13 protein-coding genes and 1 pseudogene are annotated in these 15,332 nt (G+C 66.0%); 3 read left to right on the top strand and 11 right to left on the bottom strand.

Going from position 1 to position 15,332, the window contains the following annotated elements:
* Positions 1 to 220: 220 nt before the first annotated feature.
* From IE243_RS12105 to IE243_RS12075, 7 genes and pseudogenes are all read right to left on the bottom strand, one after another.
* Positions 221 to 1,129 (bottom strand): sugar transferase, encoded by a 909-nt coding sequence (locus IE243_RS12105; protein WP_191319632.1) that lies wholly within the window; start codon positions 1,127 to 1,129, stop codon positions 221 to 223.
* Positions 1,130 to 1,631: 502 nt separating this feature from the next.
* Positions 1,632 to 1,940 (bottom strand): annotated as a pseudogene (mnhG, locus tag IE243_RS23485) (monovalent cation/H(+) antiporter subunit G); the annotation flags it as partial.
* Positions 1,937 to 2,218 (bottom strand): K+/H+ antiporter subunit F, encoded by a 282-nt coding sequence (locus tag IE243_RS12095; RefSeq protein ID WP_132009374.1) that lies wholly within the window; start codon positions 2,216 to 2,218, stop codon positions 1,937 to 1,939. The gene IE243_RS12095 and the pseudogene mnhG, both read right to left, overlap by 4 nt.
* Positions 2,215 to 2,724 (bottom strand): Na+/H+ antiporter subunit E, encoded by a 510-nt coding sequence (locus tag IE243_RS12090; protein ID WP_191319630.1) that lies wholly within the window; start codon positions 2,722 to 2,724, stop codon positions 2,215 to 2,217. The genes IE243_RS12095 and IE243_RS12090 overlap by 4 nt, the downstream gene beginning before the upstream one ends.
* On the bottom strand, positions 2,721 to 4,379 hold the full coding sequence (locus IE243_RS12085) for a monovalent cation/H+ antiporter subunit D (protein WP_373301671.1): 1,659 nt from the start codon (positions 4,377 to 4,379) through the stop codon (positions 2,721 to 2,723). The genes IE243_RS12090 and IE243_RS12085 overlap by 4 nt, the downstream gene beginning before the upstream one ends.
* A gap of 41 nt (positions 4,380 to 4,420) precedes the next feature.
* Positions 4,421 to 4,759, bottom strand: coding sequence for a Na+/H+ antiporter subunit C (locus IE243_RS12080; protein WP_191319628.1), 339 nt, complete (start codon positions 4,757 to 4,759; stop codon positions 4,421 to 4,423).
* Complete coding sequence (locus IE243_RS12075; protein WP_191319627.1) at positions 4,759 to 7,767, bottom strand: monovalent cation/H+ antiporter subunit A; 3,009 nt, start codon at positions 7,765 to 7,767, stop codon at positions 4,759 to 4,761. The genes IE243_RS12080 and IE243_RS12075 overlap by 1 nt, the downstream gene beginning before the upstream one ends.
* A 209-nt stretch (positions 7,768 to 7,976) precedes the next feature.
* Here IE243_RS12075 and IE243_RS12070 point away from each other — a divergent pair, with 209 nt between their 5' ends.
* The gene (locus IE243_RS12070) at positions 7,977 to 8,279 is read left to right on the top strand and encodes a helix-turn-helix transcriptional regulator (protein ID WP_191319626.1); all 303 of its coding nucleotides are present in this window, start codon (positions 7,977 to 7,979) and stop codon (positions 8,277 to 8,279) included.
* 38 nt (positions 8,280 to 8,317) lie between these two features.
* Here IE243_RS12070 and tenA read toward each other — a convergent pair whose 3' ends face one another.
* From tenA to nspC, 3 genes are all read right to left on the bottom strand, one after another.
* Positions 8,318 to 9,001, bottom strand: coding sequence for a thiaminase II (gene tenA, locus IE243_RS12065; protein ID WP_244643100.1), 684 nt, complete (start codon positions 8,999 to 9,001; stop codon positions 8,318 to 8,320).
* Between the two features lie 107 nt (positions 9,002 to 9,108).
* Positions 9,109 to 10,347: a saccharopine dehydrogenase family protein gene (locus IE243_RS12060; RefSeq protein ID WP_191319625.1), complete on the bottom strand. Its 1,239-nt coding sequence runs from the start codon at positions 10,345 to 10,347 to the stop codon at positions 9,109 to 9,111.
* A gap of 47 nt (positions 10,348 to 10,394) precedes the next feature.
* The gene (nspC, locus tag IE243_RS12055; protein WP_191319624.1) at positions 10,395 to 11,495 is read right to left on the bottom strand and encodes a carboxynorspermidine decarboxylase; all 1,101 of its coding nucleotides are present in this window, start codon (positions 11,493 to 11,495) and stop codon (positions 10,395 to 10,397) included.
* A gap of 845 nt (positions 11,496 to 12,340) precedes the next feature.
* On the opposite strand from nspC, the gene IE243_RS12050 reads away from it, so the two are divergent.
* Both IE243_RS12050 and IE243_RS12045 read left to right on the top strand, forming a co-directional pair.
* Entirely contained in the window at positions 12,341 to 12,841 is a 501-nt protein-coding gene (locus tag IE243_RS12050) for a peptide deformylase (protein ID WP_191319623.1), read from the top strand.
* A gap of 461 nt (positions 12,842 to 13,302) precedes the next feature.
* On the top strand, positions 13,303 to 14,565 hold the full coding sequence (locus IE243_RS12045; protein ID WP_373301670.1) for a Glu/Leu/Phe/Val family dehydrogenase: 1,263 nt from the start codon (positions 13,303 to 13,305) through the stop codon (positions 14,563 to 14,565).
* Between the two features lie 203 nt (positions 14,566 to 14,768).
* Here the strand turns inward: IE243_RS12045 and IE243_RS12040 are convergent, their stop codons facing one another.
* Positions 14,769 to 15,152: a YbaN family protein gene (locus IE243_RS12040; RefSeq protein ID WP_191319653.1), complete on the bottom strand. Its 384-nt coding sequence runs from the start codon at positions 15,150 to 15,152 to the stop codon at positions 14,769 to 14,771.
* Between the last annotated feature and the right edge of the window lie 180 nt (positions 15,153 to 15,332).

Genomic DNA, 15,332 nt, shown 5'->3' with positions numbered 1-15,332 from the left:
GCAAAGCAGGTTCCGGAAACCAGGCCCACATAGCCTGCGCCGATCATCGCGACACGCATGAAACCCCGCAGTCAATAAAGAGCAGCCGGCGCCATTTGGCGGCGCGCCTTTGGGCGGCGAATGTTGAATGCACCGCGTCAGCCCCGACTCTGCCCGACCATGATGACAGGCGTTTCATGTCCGTGCCGGCCCCGGAACGCCCGGAATGCGCCGGCCCGCGTCAGCTCAGGCGGCCTGCCCGTAACGACAGCCTCAAGCGGGAGGCTGGTCTGGCCTGGCAGGATCTGGCGAGGCGCCGCATCCGCCCCCTATGTAGCGGGGCGAGCGCCATATGGGTAGTGCGCGCGCGGCGCGTGGCGGAAAATTCTCCCTCGCCTGATTTGCGCTGGTCCAGCAGACGCCAGGGTGTTTTTGCGAGAATGGTCAGATCGCGCCACAACGACCAGGCGCGAATATAGGCCAGGTCCCTGTCCAGACGCGCCGCCATGGCGGCGACATCCGGCGTGGGACCGCGCTCGCCGCTGATCTGGGCCAGACCGGTCATGCCCGGGCTCACCGCGTAACGGCGGCCGATGTGCGGCAGGTGCAGGCGAAAAAGGGCGTCAAGCTCCGGCATGTGGGGACGCGGACCGACCAGGGACATCTCGCCGCGCAGCACGTTCAGCAATTGCGGCAGCTCATCCAGGCTGGAACAGCGCAGGAAGCGACCGCTCCGGGTGATGCAGGAAGCGCCGTCAGCCGTCTGGATGCGGCGCAAGCTGATCTGAAAACTGTGTGACGCACAAGATTCCCCAGGCGCGTCGGCCGTATCGCGCCAGTGCGCGGTCATCCGCATGGTGCGGAACTTGAGGATGGTAAAGGGCGCGCCGCGCCTGCCGGTGCGCGTTTGACGAAACAGCGCCGGCCCCGGCGAGTCCAGCCGCACCAGCAGGGCGATCAGCAGCATGAGCGGTGCGAGCACGACAAGCAACGGCGCCGCAATCGCCAGGTCAACCAGGCGCTTTCCCGTCTGACGCGGGCCGGGGGGACGATGGCGCGGCCGCGACGGCGTCCGCAGCCGGTGGCGCCGGCGACGGGCTGGGGCGAGGACCCGGGTGGCTTGACCCTGTTGCGGAGTTTGAACTGGCATGACGACGCCTCTGGTGACGTTGTCAAAAAACGTAACAGATTTAATTAAATTGAAAATAGATATATTCAAGTATCATTGGTGATCGATCCTGGTTTTTAATATTGATTTCACGAAAAAAGCGACCTTGAATCCAGGGTAAATTTTAAAACTCCCGCCGCGCCGGAGCGCTCATCGATCGATCGTGCGGGCGTTCTTCTCAATCGAATGGCCAGCGATCGCGGGCGGGAAGCCTGGTGCGCCGAGCCAGGGGCGCGCGACCCGCCATGACGCGCACGGGTTCCCGGCTTCTGGCCCCTGGATCACGTCTGAACAGTCCGGTCTCGGGCATTTTCGATCAGTACGGATCGGAAACGGCTCCGGGGGCTCCCGTCTTGAGTGAGTTCTGACCGGCCAGACGCTCCGTCTGGTCGGACGGCGCTCCGGCGCCAGCGACGGGCGCCGGCGTGATGACGTCGGCGGGGAGCGGCGGCGCATCGGTGATCTTCGGCGCCCTGCCTTCGGCCCGGTCACGATAGAGCGTGGCCTGGGTCAGCATCAGCATGGTGACGGGCGTCGTCACCGTGACGAACAGGGCAATGAGAATTTCATGGACGACGGGGCGTGTTTCACTGACGGAAAAATACACCATGGAGGCCAGCAGCACCCCGCCAATGCCCAGGGTGGCCCCCAGCGTTGGCGCGTGCACGCGCTCATAGAACGAACGGAACCGGACGAGGCCGATGGCGCCGATCATGGTCAGCGCCGCGCCGGCCAGCACCAGAAACGCCGTGAGCAGCGCCGCCCAGTCGGGCAGGGTCTTGATGGCGATCATTCAATCGCCTCCCCGCGCATCAGGAATTTCGCCAGCGCCACGGTCGAGACAAAGCCGAGCAGCGCGATTACCAGCGCCGCCTCGAAATACAGCGTGCTGCCCGAGACGATGCCGAACACCAGCATCAGCCCCATGCCGTTGAGATAAAGCGAATCCATGGCCAGCACCCGGTCCTGGGCGCGTGGGCCGCGAAACATGCGCAGACAGGCGCAGACCATGGCGATGGCCAGCATGAATTGGGCCGCCATCAGCGACCAGGTCAGAATGGTCATGCTCATTCGAACACCTGTTGCAGCCATTTCTCGTAGCGCCGGGTGATGGCGCCCGCCAGTTCGTCTGCGTCCTTCAGGTCCAGCACATGCATCAACAGCAGCCCGGTCTGCGGATTGAAGCTGATCCACGCGGTGCCAGGGGTGGCCGTGAGAATGCAGGCCAGCATGGCCAGCGACCATGGCGAGCGTATGCCCAACGGCACCAGGACGTGACCAGCCTCCCGCTCCGGGCCGGAAAACAGGATCGCCCGCGTCACCTTGTAGTTTGAGATGAAAATGTCAGGCAGCACGTTGCCGAGCAGACGCACGAGGGCCCAGGGGCGGCGGATGCGCAGCGGCGGCGCATCCAGCGTGGTCAGCAGGCGCGGGGCCGTCAGCGCCAGCAGCAGGCCGAGGAAGATCTGTCCCGGCGAGATGCTCTGGTTCAGCAGCAGCCAGACCGCCAGCACCAGCGCCGAGACCGCCGGCCACGGCAGCAGCCAGGCGAGGAAGCGGCTTGCGCGTGGCGTCATCGCGCGGCCTCCTTCTTCTGTGGGGGCAGGACTGGCGCCCGGGCATTCCGGGCGTCGGCCGGAGGGGCGGGCCCGGCGGCGGGCGCCAACGTGGCTGCCACGGGCTTCTTCAGCACGGCGTCCATGTACAGCTTGCGCTCAGCCAGCTGCTCGGTGGTGTGGCGGACGAAGCGCATGGCCGGACCGGCCTGGATGGTCAGGCCGACGCACAGGGCCAGCAACACCAGCACCGGCCCCAGCTCGATCATGCTGACGCGCGGGGCCTCGCGTTCGAAAGACGGCCAGAAGGTGCGGATGCCGGCGCGCATCATGGCGATCAGCGTGGCAAGGCCGGACACGACGAGGGTCGCCACCAGCAGCCAGGCGGCCCAGGCCGACGCGGGCGCAGGCCCGTTGCGCGCCTGGTCGAGCAGGGCGTCCAGCATGGCGAATTTGGCGATGAAGCCGGACAGTGGCGGCAGGCCCGACAGCAGCAGGGCGCAGGCCATGAAGGCGATGCCCAGGATCCCCAGGATGGCCGGCACGGCGGCTCCGGCCTCGCGGCTGTTTTCACTGTCCTCGTCGTAGACGATGCCATAGGCCTCCAGCGTCACGGCCAGCACGTCGTCGGCGCGGGCGCGCCCGCGCTCCGCCAGCTCGATCAGCATGAAGAACGCCGCGATCGCCAGCGTCGAACTGACCAGATAATACAGCGTCGCGCTGAACACATTGGCGTTGCCGGCGCCCATCACCGCCAGCAGGGTGCCGGACGACACCAGCACGCTGAAGCCGGCCAGCCGCGCCATGGCCTGGGACGCCAGCATGCCCAACATGCCGTAGATGATGGTGATGACGCCGCCGGTCAGCAGCAGGCCGCTGGCGGCGAGCACATTGCCCTGGCCGTCCGGCGTGAACAGCAGGCCAAGGCGCAGGATGGCGTAGACGCCGACCTTGGTCATGATGGCGAACATGGCCGCCACTGGCGGCCCCGCGGCCGCATAGGTGGTGGGCAGCCAGAAGCCCAGCGGCCAGATCGCCGCCTTCACCAGGAAGGCCACGCCCAGCACCGCCGCGCCGACCCGGAACAGCATGGCTCCGTGCGCGTCGAGATCGCCGATGCGGCTGGCGATGTCAGCCATGTTGAGCGAGCCGGTCGCGCCATAGATCAGGCTGACGCCAATCAGGAACGCCGAGGAGGCGACGAGATTGACGGCGATGTAGTGAAGCCCGGCCTTTACCCTGGCGTGCCCGGAGCCATGCAGCGCCAGGCCGTATGAGGCCGCCAGCATGATCTCGAAGAACACGAACAGGTTGAACAGGTCGCCGGTCAGGAAGGCGCCGTTGAGGCCGACGAGCAGCACCTGGAACAGTGGGTGAAAGAAACTGCCAGCCTGGTGCCAGCGCGCCAGCGAGAACACCATGGCCGCCGTCGCCAGCAGCGCCGTCAGCGCCAGCATCATCGCCGACAGCCGGTCCAGCGCCAGCACGATGCCAAGGCGCGAGGGCCAGTTGCCGATCTGGTAGACCTGCACGGCGCTCTGCGCGCCTCCGGTTGACGCCTGAACCAGCAGGACGATGGCGATGACGAGCAGGGCGAAGGTGGAGGCCACGCCCAGCGCCGCCGTGATCCTGCCGTTGCGGCCATCGATGACCAGCATCAGCCCGGCGACGACCATGGGCAGCAGGATGGGCGCCAGAATCAGGTGCTGGATCCAGCTCAAAGGCCGTCCTCCCGGCCGTCCACGTGGTCGCTGCCGGTCAGCCCGCGCGAGGCGATGGTCACCACGAGCAGCAGCGCCGTCATGGCGAAGCTGATGACGATGGCCGTGAGCACGAGGGCCTGCGGCACGGGATCCGCCAGGGCGCTGGCGCCGCCGGGGCTCTCGGTGAAGGTCGGCGCGCCAACCTTCAGGCGTCCCATCGAGAAGATGAACAGGTTCACCGCGTAGGAAATCAGCGACAGGCCGACGATCACCTGGAATGTGCGCGGGCGCAGCACCAGCCAGACGCCAGACCCGGTGAGCACGCCGATGGCGATGGCGATGACGGGCTCCATCAGGCGTCTCCCCGGTTTCGCGCCGCCGCTTTTTCGCGGACGGAGGCCTTTTCCATGGTGCGGTAAACGCGGATCGACTGGTGGGCGATGGCGATCAGCATCAGCACCGTGGCGCCGAACACCAGCGCGAACACGCCGAGATCGAACCACAGGGCGCTGGCCATGGGCGTCTTGCCGAACAGCGGCAGCTCAACATAGCGGAAGGCGGTGGTGAGGAACGGCCGGCCGAACGGCACCGCGCCGAGGCCGGTGGCGGCGGCGAGCAGGATGCCGGCTCCGATCCAGCGCACTGGCAGGACCACCAGCCGGTCCTCGACCCAGCGGGCGCCGCCGGCGATGTATTGCAGGATGAAGGCGATGGCGAAGGTCAGGCCGCCGATAAAACCGCCGCCCGGCAGGTCATGGCCGCGCATGAACAGGAACGCCGCCATGGCGCAGATCACCGGGAACAGCAGCCGGATGATGACGCCCTGCACCAGCATGTAATGGGCGTTGATCGGATCTTTGGCCGGCGCATAGCGGATGCTGTCGTATTCGATCTGGAAGCGTTTCTGGTCCGGCGCGGCGAAGCTGTCCCGGGCTGGCCGGAAGCGGCGCAGCAGGGCGAACACGGTGATCGCCACGGCGCCCAGCACGATGATTTCGCCAAGCGTGTCGAAGCCGCGGAAATCAACGAGAATAACGTTGACCACGTTGTGGCCGCCGCCTTCCGGGTAGGCCCGCCGGATCATTTCGTCGCCGATGGTGGCGGTCAGTTCGGAGGTCAGCACGCCGAAGGCCAGGGCCGCGACGCCGCCGCCCGCAATGATGGCGATGAACAGATCGCGCAGTCGTCGCAGGCGGGCCGAGGTCTGCTGGTCGTCGGCGATCAGCTCGTCGCGCCGCGGCATCCAGCGCAGACCCAGCAGGATCAGCACCACGGTGACGATCTCGACCAGCAACTGCGTCAACGCCAGATCGGGCGCAGAATACCAGACGAAGGTGATGCTGGTGGCGAGCCCGGAGCCGCCCATCAGGATCAGCGCCACGAGGCGGTGATATTTGGCCTGCCAGGCGGCGCCAACGGCGCAGGCGACGCCCACCGCCCACACCAGCACCAAAGCCGGATCAAACATGCCGACCATCGGCACCGACGAGGTCAGCCAGCCCGGCGAAAGCCATGTGCTTCCAAGCCAGGCGCCAACATTGGCCAGCGCCGTGGCCGGCGAGAAAGCCGCGGTGGCGAGCAGGGGCCAGCAGCCGGCCAGCACCATGACGATGACCAGGGCGCGCAACTGGGACTGCAGGTGCGTGGTTCCCAGCAGCTCCTCCAGCACGCGGGCCCAGCGCCACGACAGCATGGCGATGGCGCGCTCGAACAGCCGGCGGCCGCTGAGGCGGCGCAGCAGCGGCGGCCCCTCCACTTCACCGGAAAGATAGTCCTTGAGGCCCAGATAGGTGAGCGTGCCGCCGCCGAGCGCCACCACGCTCATCAGCAGGGCTGGCGTCAGGCCGTGCCAGACCGCCAGGCTGTACTCTGGCGTCAGGGCGCCCAGCACCCCAAACACCGCCGCGCTCAGGAAGCCGCTGATTGTCCAGGCGGGAAACACGCCGACCAGCAGGCACATCAACGCCAGCAGCGCCGCCGGCGCCAGCATCCAGATCGCCGGATCATGCGGCTTGCGCGGCAGGTCCTTCGCCTTGGGGCCGAAGAACACCTGGTCGATCAACCGCAGCGAATAGGCGACGGAGAACATGCCGGCGAGCGTGGCGAGGTAGGGCAGGACGTGATCGAAGGCGGAATCGACGTGGGTCTCGATGGTCTCCGCGAAGAACATTTCCTTCGACAGGAAGCCGTTGAGCAACGGCACGCCGGCCATGGCCGCCGCCGCCACCATGGCGAGGGTGGCGGTGATGGGCATGGCCCGGTACAGGCCGCCGAGCTGGCGGATGTCGCGGGTGCCGGCCTCATGGTCGATGATGCCGGCGGCCATGAACAGCGACGCCTTGAAAGTGGCGTGGTTGATCATGTGGAAGATCGCCGCCACCGCGGCCAGCGGGCTGCCAAGCCCGAGCAACAGCACGATCAGGCCCAGATGGCTGATGGTGGAATAGGCCAGCAGGCCTTTCAGGTCCTGCTGGAACATGGCGAGGAAGGCGCCGATCAGCAGCGTCGCCGCGCCAACCGGCGTGAAGATCCAGAACCAGTAGTCGCTGGCGGCCATCACCGGCCACATCCGCGCCAGCAGGAACACGCCGGCCTTCACCATGGTGGCCGAATGCAGATAAGCCGAGACCGGCGTCGGCGCCGTCATGGCGCGCGGCAGCCAGAAATGGAACGGGAACTGGGCGCTTTTGGTCAGCGCGCCGAAAGCCACGAGCACCAGCGCGGCCGGATACATCGCATGGTCGACGATGGTCCGGCCTGAGGACAGCACCACGTCCAGCTCGTAGCTGCCGACGATATGGCCGATGATCAGCATGCCGGCGAACAGGCACAGGCCGCCCGCCGCCGTCACCGTCAACGCCATGCGCGCGCCGTCGCGCGCCGCGTCCTTGTGATGCCAGTAGGCGATCAGAAGGAAGGAAAACAGGCTTGTCAGCTCCCAGAAGAACACCAGCTGGATCAGGTTGCCGGAGATGACGACGCCGAGCATCGCGCCCATAAAGCCGAGCAGGAACGCATGGAAGCGCGGCGCTGAATCATCCGGCGACATGTAGTAGCGGGCATAGAGCACCACGAGCGCGCCGATGCCGGAAATGATCATCGTGAAGGCCCAGGCGAAGCCGTCGAGCCGGATGGAGAAATTCAGCCCGTATTCCGGCAGCCAGGCATGCTGCGCCCGCAGCACCGCTCCCGCATAAATCTCAGGCGCGGCCCACAATCCGACGCCAAAAATCGCCAGCGCCGTCAGGCCCGCCAGCCACGCCACCGAATTGCGCGCCCCCGCCGGCATGAGCGCCGTTATCGCCGCGCTGGCGAACGGCAGAAAAAGCATGAGCGTCAGGAGCAGCTTGGCGTCCGGCATCTGCGATGGAAAAGCCTTTCAGAATGGCGAAAGTAATGAAAATCAGCAAAAAGCGGCCGAGCTTGCCCCTGTTCGCCCATTATGGTTGATTTGGCCGGCGAAATGCAATCGGGTTCAATGAACTGTACAACCGCAGCCGCTGGAAAAATGGTTGCCGCAATGCCGGACCCGGGATGGCTCCGGGATGTCCGCCTTAAACGCGATGGTTGATGCACATGGGGGCATTTCTGAAACCTGTCCGCAGCATGAGGCCGGAGCAATGCCGCGCAGCGCGCGGCCTGCTTGACTGGACCCAATGCCAGCTCGCGGAAGAAGCCGGTGTGTCGCGCAGCACAGTGCGCGACTTCGAGAGTTGCCGGCATGGTCTGCAGAAGGCCAGCGAAAGCCAGATCGTCGGCGCTTTCCAGAAGGCGGGCGTGCGCTTTATCGCCGCTGGCCGGGAGGGGCCGGGGGTGCGCCTGGAGCGCGACGCCTTCGCCCGCAATCTGCAGGCGGGGCCGCCCAGACGCTGATGCGGCTCCGGTCCCGGAGCCGGGGGCATACGGGCGGCTCAGTCCGCCAGCGTCAGCCCCATCTGCCAGAAGTCCGCCTCCAGCCGGGTGGCGTCGCGGAAAATTCGCGACAGCTGGGCGAAGCGCTCTGGCGTCACGCCGGCGAGGCGGGCGTTGAGCCAGTCGCGCTCGGCCTGCGCCGCCTGCTGGAATTCGGCGTCGGCGTACATGTCGATCCAGCGCATGTAGGGATTGCCGTCGCGCTTCAGGAACGGCTGGGCCAGCAGCCAGCTCGCCACGTCGGCGTAGCCGACGACGCAGGGCGCCAGCGCCACATGCAGGTCGAGCAGGTCGCCGCTGGCGCCGGCGTCGAGCACATAGCGCGTATAGGCCATGGTGGCGCGCGATTCCTGCAGCATGGCGAGATCGTCCTCGCTGACGCCCCATTCCGCGCACCACGAAATATGCAGCCCCATCTCCAGATCAACGATGGCTTTCAGGATGTCGAGGCCCTGGCGCAGTTCACCCATGCTGCGCGCCTTGTAGACCGCCAGCCCCCAGGCGCGGGCGAAATGGACCAGGAACAGGTAGTCCTGCTTCAGGTAATGGCGAAAACTGGCCTCGGGCAGCGCGCCATCGCCCATGCCGCGCACGAACGGATGTTCGATATAGGCGCGCCAGTCGCTGGCGCAGGCGTCGACAAGCCGGTCGAAGGGCAGGGCGTTGGACAGGACGGCGCTCACGTTTCTCTCCCGGCTGTTGTTCTGTGGACATGCAAAGGGCTGGCGCAGACGCCAGCCCCGTGATCTTCGGCCGGGCGCGCCTGCTCGGGGCGCGCCAGCGAAAAATATCAGAACGCCAGTTCGCGGTCGCCCCGCGCGTCCTTCACCCGGTTTGGCAGGCCGATGCGGTTCAGAAGGTTGATGAACGGCTCCGGCGGCAGCTCCTCGACATTGACCATGGTCTTCGCGTCCCATTCGCCGGTGGCGACAAGCATGGCGGCGGCGGCGGCGGGCACGCCGGCGGTGTAGGAGATGGCCTGGCTGCCGACCTCTTCAAAGGCCTCCTTGTGATCGGAGATCTGGTAGATCAGCGCCTCGGCGTCCTTGCCGTCCTTCCTGCCCCTGGCCAGCACGCCGATGCAGGTCTTGCCGGTGTAGTCCTGCGCCAGCGACGACGGATCGGGCAGCACGGCCTTCACCACCTTCAGCGGCGCCACCTCGACGCCTTCGGCGGTGCGGACCGGCTGTTCGGACAGCAGGCCAAGGTTCTTCAGCACGGTGAAGACGTTGATGTAGTGGTCGCCAAAGCCCATCCAGAACCGCACGTTCGGCACGTCGAGGTTCTTCGACAGCGAGTGAACCTCGTCATGGCCGGTCATGTAGGTGGTGCTGGAGCCGACCACCGGCAGGTCCCACTCCTTGCGGATCTCGAACATCTGGTTCGAGGTCCACTGCCGGTTCTGCCACGACCACACCTGGCCGGTGAACTCGCGGAAGTTGATTTCAGGATCGAAATTGGTGGCGAACCATTTGCCATGGCTGCCGGCGTTGATGTCGATGATGTCGAGAGAGTCGGTCTCGTCCATCCAGTCGCGCACCAGCAGGGCGGCGTAGGCGTTGACCACGCCCGGATCGAAGCCGGCGCCGAGAATGGCGGTGACGCCGGCGGCGGCGCAGGCCTCACGCCGCTTCCACTCGTAGTTGCCGTACCACGGCGGGTCCTCGCAGACCTTCAGCGGGTCCTCGTGGATGGCCGTGTCGATGTAGGCGACGCCGGTTTCGATGCACGCCTGCAGCACCGACATGTTGACGAAGGCCGAGCCCAGATTGATGACGATCTGCACGCCGGTGCGCGCAATCAGCGCCTTGGTCGCTTCAACGTCGAGAGCGTCAAGGGCGTGCGCCTCGAGGACGCCGTCAACCTTCATGCTCTTTTTCTCGTGAACCGACGCGATGATGTCGCGGCACTTGCTGACAGTACGCGATGCGATGTGAATGTCGCCAAGCACATCGTTGTTCTGCGCGCATTTGTGGGCAGTGACCTGGGCGACGCCGCCGGCGCCGATGACAAGGACGTTTTTCTTCATTTCACGCGAAAACCCCGTGTTCAGTGAATCTGCAAGGTGGACAGCGCTCAGGACAGCGCCGCCGCGAAGTCGTCGTAACCGAAGGCGCGCACCAGGCGCACCTCGCCATCCAGTTCGCGGATGGCGATCGACGGCATTTTCACGCCGTTGAACCAGTTCTTCTTCACCATCGTATAGCCGGCTGCGTCCTGGAACGAGATGCGGTCGCCGACCGCCAGCTCTTTCTCAAAACGGAACTCGCCGAAAATGTCGCCGGCCAGGCATGACTTGCCGCACACCATATAGGGATGCGGGCCGGCGTCCGGCTCTACCTTCGCATGCTGGCGGTAGATCAGCAGGTCGAGCATGTGCGCCTCCACCGAGGCGTCGACGATGGCCAGTTGCTTGCCGTTGTCGAGAATGTCCAGCACGCTGACTTCCAGCGTCGTCGAGCGGGTGATCGCCGCCTCGCCGGGCTCCAGATAGACCTGCACGCCATAATCCTGGGCGAACTTTTTCAGGCGGGCGCAGAAGGCGTCGACATTGTAGCCCTCGCCGGTGAAGTGAATGCCGCCGCCGAGGCTGACCCATTTGACCTGGGCCAGCAGGTCGCCAAAACGCTCCTCGATCTGGCCGAGCATGGCGTCGAACAGCCCGAAATCGCCGTTCTCGCAATTGTTATGGATCATGAAGCCGTCGATGCGGTCCATGAACGGCCGCACCCTGTTGGCGTCCCATTCGCCAAGGCGGCTGAACGGCCGGGCCGGATCGGCGAGATCGAAGCTGGACGACGACACGCCAGGGTTCAGGCGCAGGCCGCGCTGGACGCCGACGGCGCGATCGGCGAAGCGCGCGAACTGGCCGAGCGAGTTGAAGATGATCTTGTCGGCGTGCGACACGACCTCGTCGATCTCGTGATCGGCGTAAGCGACGGAATAGGCGTGGGTTTCGCCGCCGAACTTCTCGCGGCCGAGGCGCACCTCATACAGCGACGAGGAGGTGGTTCCGTCGAGATACTGGTTCATCAGGTCGAACACCGACCAGGTGGCGAAGCACTTCAGCGCCAGCAGCAGCTTCGCTCCGGACTGCTCGCGCACGCGCCGGATGATCTCGAGATTGCGCAGCAGCCCGGCCTTGTCGATCAGGTAATACGGCGTCTGGATGGTCACTTGTCGGTCCTGCTCTTGCCTGCCGCCGGAGGCGTCCGGCGCGCGCGATATCGGTATTGAAGAGAGCGGCGCGCCGTCACATGGTCTGCTGGATGGCGCCCCGGACTGGCGCAAACAGCGTAGCGCCCTGATATGTCGCCAAAATCACAGTCCTGGTGACGGGGGCTGCGCCGGGGGCGACCCGTCAATTCCGCCCGGTCCGCGCGGCCAGCCGGCTGACGATCCACGCCGCCGCGCCTGCATAGGCGCGCTCACGCATCGATGGCGCTGGTCTGGAGCCGGAAGCGGTGGACATGTGCGCATGCGTCGCGGCGCATGCGCCGCGCTTTCGCGAGCCTCGCGTCGGCATACCCGATTGCGCCTCATGAAACAGGGCGCGTGCGCGGCGCGTCATGGCGCCGGAACCGATCGTGTCTTCCGTTTGGGAGGCTTTCAGCAGAACTGCGCCCATCCCCAATTGGAAGAGGCCGTCGTATGACATGGCGTCCTCCCCAACCAGCAGATGCAAGCCGCATAGTGCGGATGGGGGTCCCTTAGCGGCCCCAGCGCCAAAACTCAAGCCGGAGCTGATGAGCAATTACGTCGCTGTGCGGCTGGCCAGACCCGCCAGGTCGCCAGATGGCGACGCTTCCGCAAGCTGCAAGGCTCATGTCGGCGCGCCGCGTATTCTTGCGGGACAGGCCGTGCGTCGCCTGGGGTTGACCAGGATGCGCCAGGGGGACCGCAATGGCGGAACGCAATGGTTGAGGCGCATTGAATTCTGTTCGTCCGCGTTGCTTGCGTCGCCGGCGTGCGCGGCGCACAAACGCCGCGCACGCCCGCTCACGCCCTGGTCTGGTATTGTCATGACTGTCCGCTCCCCCGTCCGCTGGCCGGATCCCCGTCTCGCTGAAGCATCCCGGCCCGTCGCGGCGTTCGACGCGGCGTTGCGGGAACTGGCGGACGAACTGCTGGCGATGATGCGGGCGGCGCCCGGCGTCGGCGCGACGGCGGCGCACATGGGCGTTCCGCTACGGCTGTTCGTGATCGAGTTGCCGGGCGACGCCGCCCCGCGGTTTTACGTCAACGCCGAAATCATCGGGGCGTCGGCACAGACGCAAAGCCATGCCGAGGGCAGCATCGCCATGCCTGGCGCCCATGCGGAGGTGGTCCGCCCCGCCCAGGTGCGGGTGCGTTGGCGGGACCTCGACGGCGCGACGCATGAGGAGACGGCGGATGGCTTTCGTGCCGCCTGCCTGCAGCATGAGATTGATCAGATGGACGGGGTTTTCTGGTTGCAGCGTCTGTCAAAACTGAAGCGCGACCGGGTTATTACCCGCTGGCGCAAACAGACGCGGCTGGAATGATATATAAAATATAATACAATTGCAGTCCTGAAGCTGGTTTGTCCGGTTCCAGACAGGGCGGAAAGCTGTTTGTCCAGAATAGTCTTTCCCAGCGCTGACCATTACGGAGGCCGCCTGAAAAACGGGCGCAACGCCTGCAGCGACGGCGCCGGGCGCCGCGCCCGTGAGCGATTTGAGCGCCCTGCGCGCAAAAATATCCCGAAATCGCTGGAAAATTGTTCAGGTCGCCTTTATGCATCTGCGAGTCGATGGCCTGTGGGCGCCTGGCGCCAGCCATCCTCACCCCCGCGGCGCCAGAAAGACCGGCGCCGGCCGCGTTGGCGGACAGCTCCCAGGATGGGGTTCAGGCGATCAGGCGATGTTTGCGCAGGCAGGCGTCGACCCGGTCATGGCCGTTCCGGCTCCCTCCATGCCGTTCTTCCGCCGCCCGGCCAGCGCCCGGCAGAGGTTTCAGGAAGACAATCATGGAAAAGTCCCAGCTTGAGCAGGCCCTTACCCGTCTTGACGACGCGGCCCGGTATCTTGATCTCGACGCGGACGTCCTTGAGAAACTGAAATACCCGCGCGAAACCACGAAAATGCGCCTGATGGTGCGCATGGACGACGGCTCCCGCAAGTCGTTCATGGCCTGGCGTTGCCGCTATGACGACACCCGCGGCCCGACCAAGGGCGGCATCCGCTTCCACCCGCAGGCCAGCATGGACGAGGTGGAGACGCTGGCGTTCTGGATGACCTTCAAGTGCGCGGTCATGAACCTGCCGTATGGCGGCGGCAAGGGCGCGGTGCAGGTCGATCCGCACCTGCTGTCGAAGGCCGAACTGGAGCGCCTGTCGCGCGCCTATATGCAGGCTTTCGCCAATATCGTGGGCCCTGACCGCGATATTCCGGCGCCGGACGTCTACACCAACGCCATGATCATGGGCTGGATGGCTGACGAATACGCCTCGATCGTCGGCCGCAATTCGCCGGCCGTCATCACCGGCAAGCCGATTGCTCTTGGCGGTTCGCTCGGTCGTGACGACGCCACGGCGCGCGGCGGCTTCTACCTGGTGCGCCATCTGGAGAAGGAACTGGGCGTGGCTCCCGGCTCCACGGTCGCCATCCAGGGCTTCGGCAACGCCGGCACCCATATGGCCCGCCTGATGGCCGACGTCGGCTACAAGGTCGTCGCCGTCTCCGACTCGCGCGCCACCCTTTACTGCGCCGACGGTCTCGACGTCGATGCGGTGCTGGAGGCCAAGGCGGCCAACAGGCTGACCGGACTCGCCGGCTCCAACGGCGTTGAGGCGCTGCCGCCGGACTACATCGTCAGCGTGCCCTGCGACATTCTCGTGCCGGCCGCCATGGAAGACCTGATCAACGAGAGCAACGCCGATGAGGTGAAGGCGCGCGTCGTGGTGGAGCTGGCCAACGGCCCGGTCACCCCGGAGGCCGACGCCATCCTGTTCAGGAAGAACATCGTTGTTCTGCCGGACATCCTGGCCAACGCCGGCGGCGTCACCGTTTCCTACTATGAGTGGGTGCAGAACCGTCAGGGCTTCTACTGGACCGTCGGCGAGATTCACCAGCGCCTGAAGACCAATATGGAAGTCGAAGGCCGGGCGATCTGGGAACTGGCGAAGGACAAGAATATCAGCGTGCGCAGCGCCGCGTACGTGCATGCCCTTGGTCGCCTCGCCGAAGCCATCGAGGCGCACGGCACCCAGCAGTACTTCGCGTCCTGACGCCTGTGCGCGATGAGCCAGTCTCATCGCGCGTCGGTCACCTGGACGGCGCACGGCATGTCCCGCCGGGAAATGCGTCGGCGCCCTTCTGGCTGGCGTGACGGACGCCGGTTCCCAACGGGAAGCCGGGGCTTTGCGCCGTCCCTGGCCGGGACTTTCCGGTTCTGAAGTCATATCCGGCGCGATCCAAGTCGCGCCGTTTTTTATGGGCTGGTTTTGGGGAGCGGCTGCGGCGACGGTCGCGACAGCACGTAGCTGGCGCTGGCCAGCATCAGCGCGGCGACGGCGATGGCCAGCGGCCAGCCTGGCCTGGCCATGAACCAGAAGAAGCCGTAGCCGGCAGCCATGCCGCCGCAGGCCAGCCGCTTGGCTCTGGGGGAAATGGCCCCGTGGCGTCGCCAGTCGCGCAGGGGCGGACCAAAATGGCGGTGGTTCAGCAACCAGGCTTCAAGGCGCGGCGATGACCGGGCGAAACAGGCGGCCGCCAGAATGAGAAATGGCGTTGTCGGCAGCACCGGCAGCGCGGCCCCGACGAGGCCGAGGGCGACGAAGCCGACGCCGAGGGTCGCCCACAAAAGGCGCTTCAGGCTCCAGCGTTCCAGTCCGGATCTCCGCTGTCAGGTTGGCCGCGTTGCATGGCCACGGTGTATGGCGGCGCGCCTCATGGCGACGCGCGGGCTTCGCTTGGCGCAATGTGGCGTCCGCCCGGTTGAAAACGCTCTAGCGGTTTCCCGTTGCCCGCGCAAACTGGCGGCATGCGATAAAAA

The organism is Camelimonas fluminis (assembly GCF_014656355.1).
Taxonomy (GTDB): domain Bacteria; phylum Pseudomonadota; class Alphaproteobacteria; order Rhizobiales; family Beijerinckiaceae; genus Camelimonas; species Camelimonas fluminis.
Note: the sequence above shows the minus strand (reverse complement) of the source record. Positions and strands in the feature narration are given on the sequence as shown.

Excerpts from the sequence above, each read along its gene's own strand:
- IE243_RS12105 (WP_191319632.1), bottom strand. The coding sequence starts at position 1,129 with ATGCCAGTTCAAACTCCGCAACAGGGTCAAGCCACCCGGGTCCTCGCC.
- IE243_RS12095 (WP_132009374.1), bottom strand. The coding sequence starts at position 2,218 with ATGAGCATGACCATTCTGACCTGGTCGCTGATGGCGGCCCAATTCATG.
- IE243_RS12090 (WP_191319630.1), bottom strand. The coding sequence starts at position 2,724 with ATGACGCCACGCGCAAGCCGCTTCCTCGCCTGGCTGCTGCCGTGGCCG.
- IE243_RS12085 (WP_373301671.1), bottom strand. The coding sequence starts at position 4,379 with ATGGTCGTCGCCGGGCTGATGCTGGTCATCGATGGCCGCAACGGCAGG.
- IE243_RS12080 (WP_191319628.1), bottom strand. The coding sequence starts at position 4,759 with ATGGAGCCCGTCATCGCCATCGCCATCGGCGTGCTCACCGGGTCTGGC.
- IE243_RS12075 (WP_191319627.1), bottom strand. The coding sequence starts at position 7,767 with ATGCCGGACGCCAAGCTGCTCCTGACGCTCATGCTTTTTCTGCCGTTC.
- IE243_RS12070 (WP_191319626.1), top strand. The coding sequence starts at position 7,977 with ATGCACATGGGGGCATTTCTGAAACCTGTCCGCAGCATGAGGCCGGAG.
- IE243_RS12060 (WP_191319625.1), bottom strand. The coding sequence starts at position 10,347 with ATGAAGAAAAACGTCCTTGTCATCGGCGCCGGCGGCGTCGCCCAGGTC.
- IE243_RS12050 (WP_191319623.1), top strand. The coding sequence starts at position 12,341 with ATGACTGTCCGCTCCCCCGTCCGCTGGCCGGATCCCCGTCTCGCTGAA.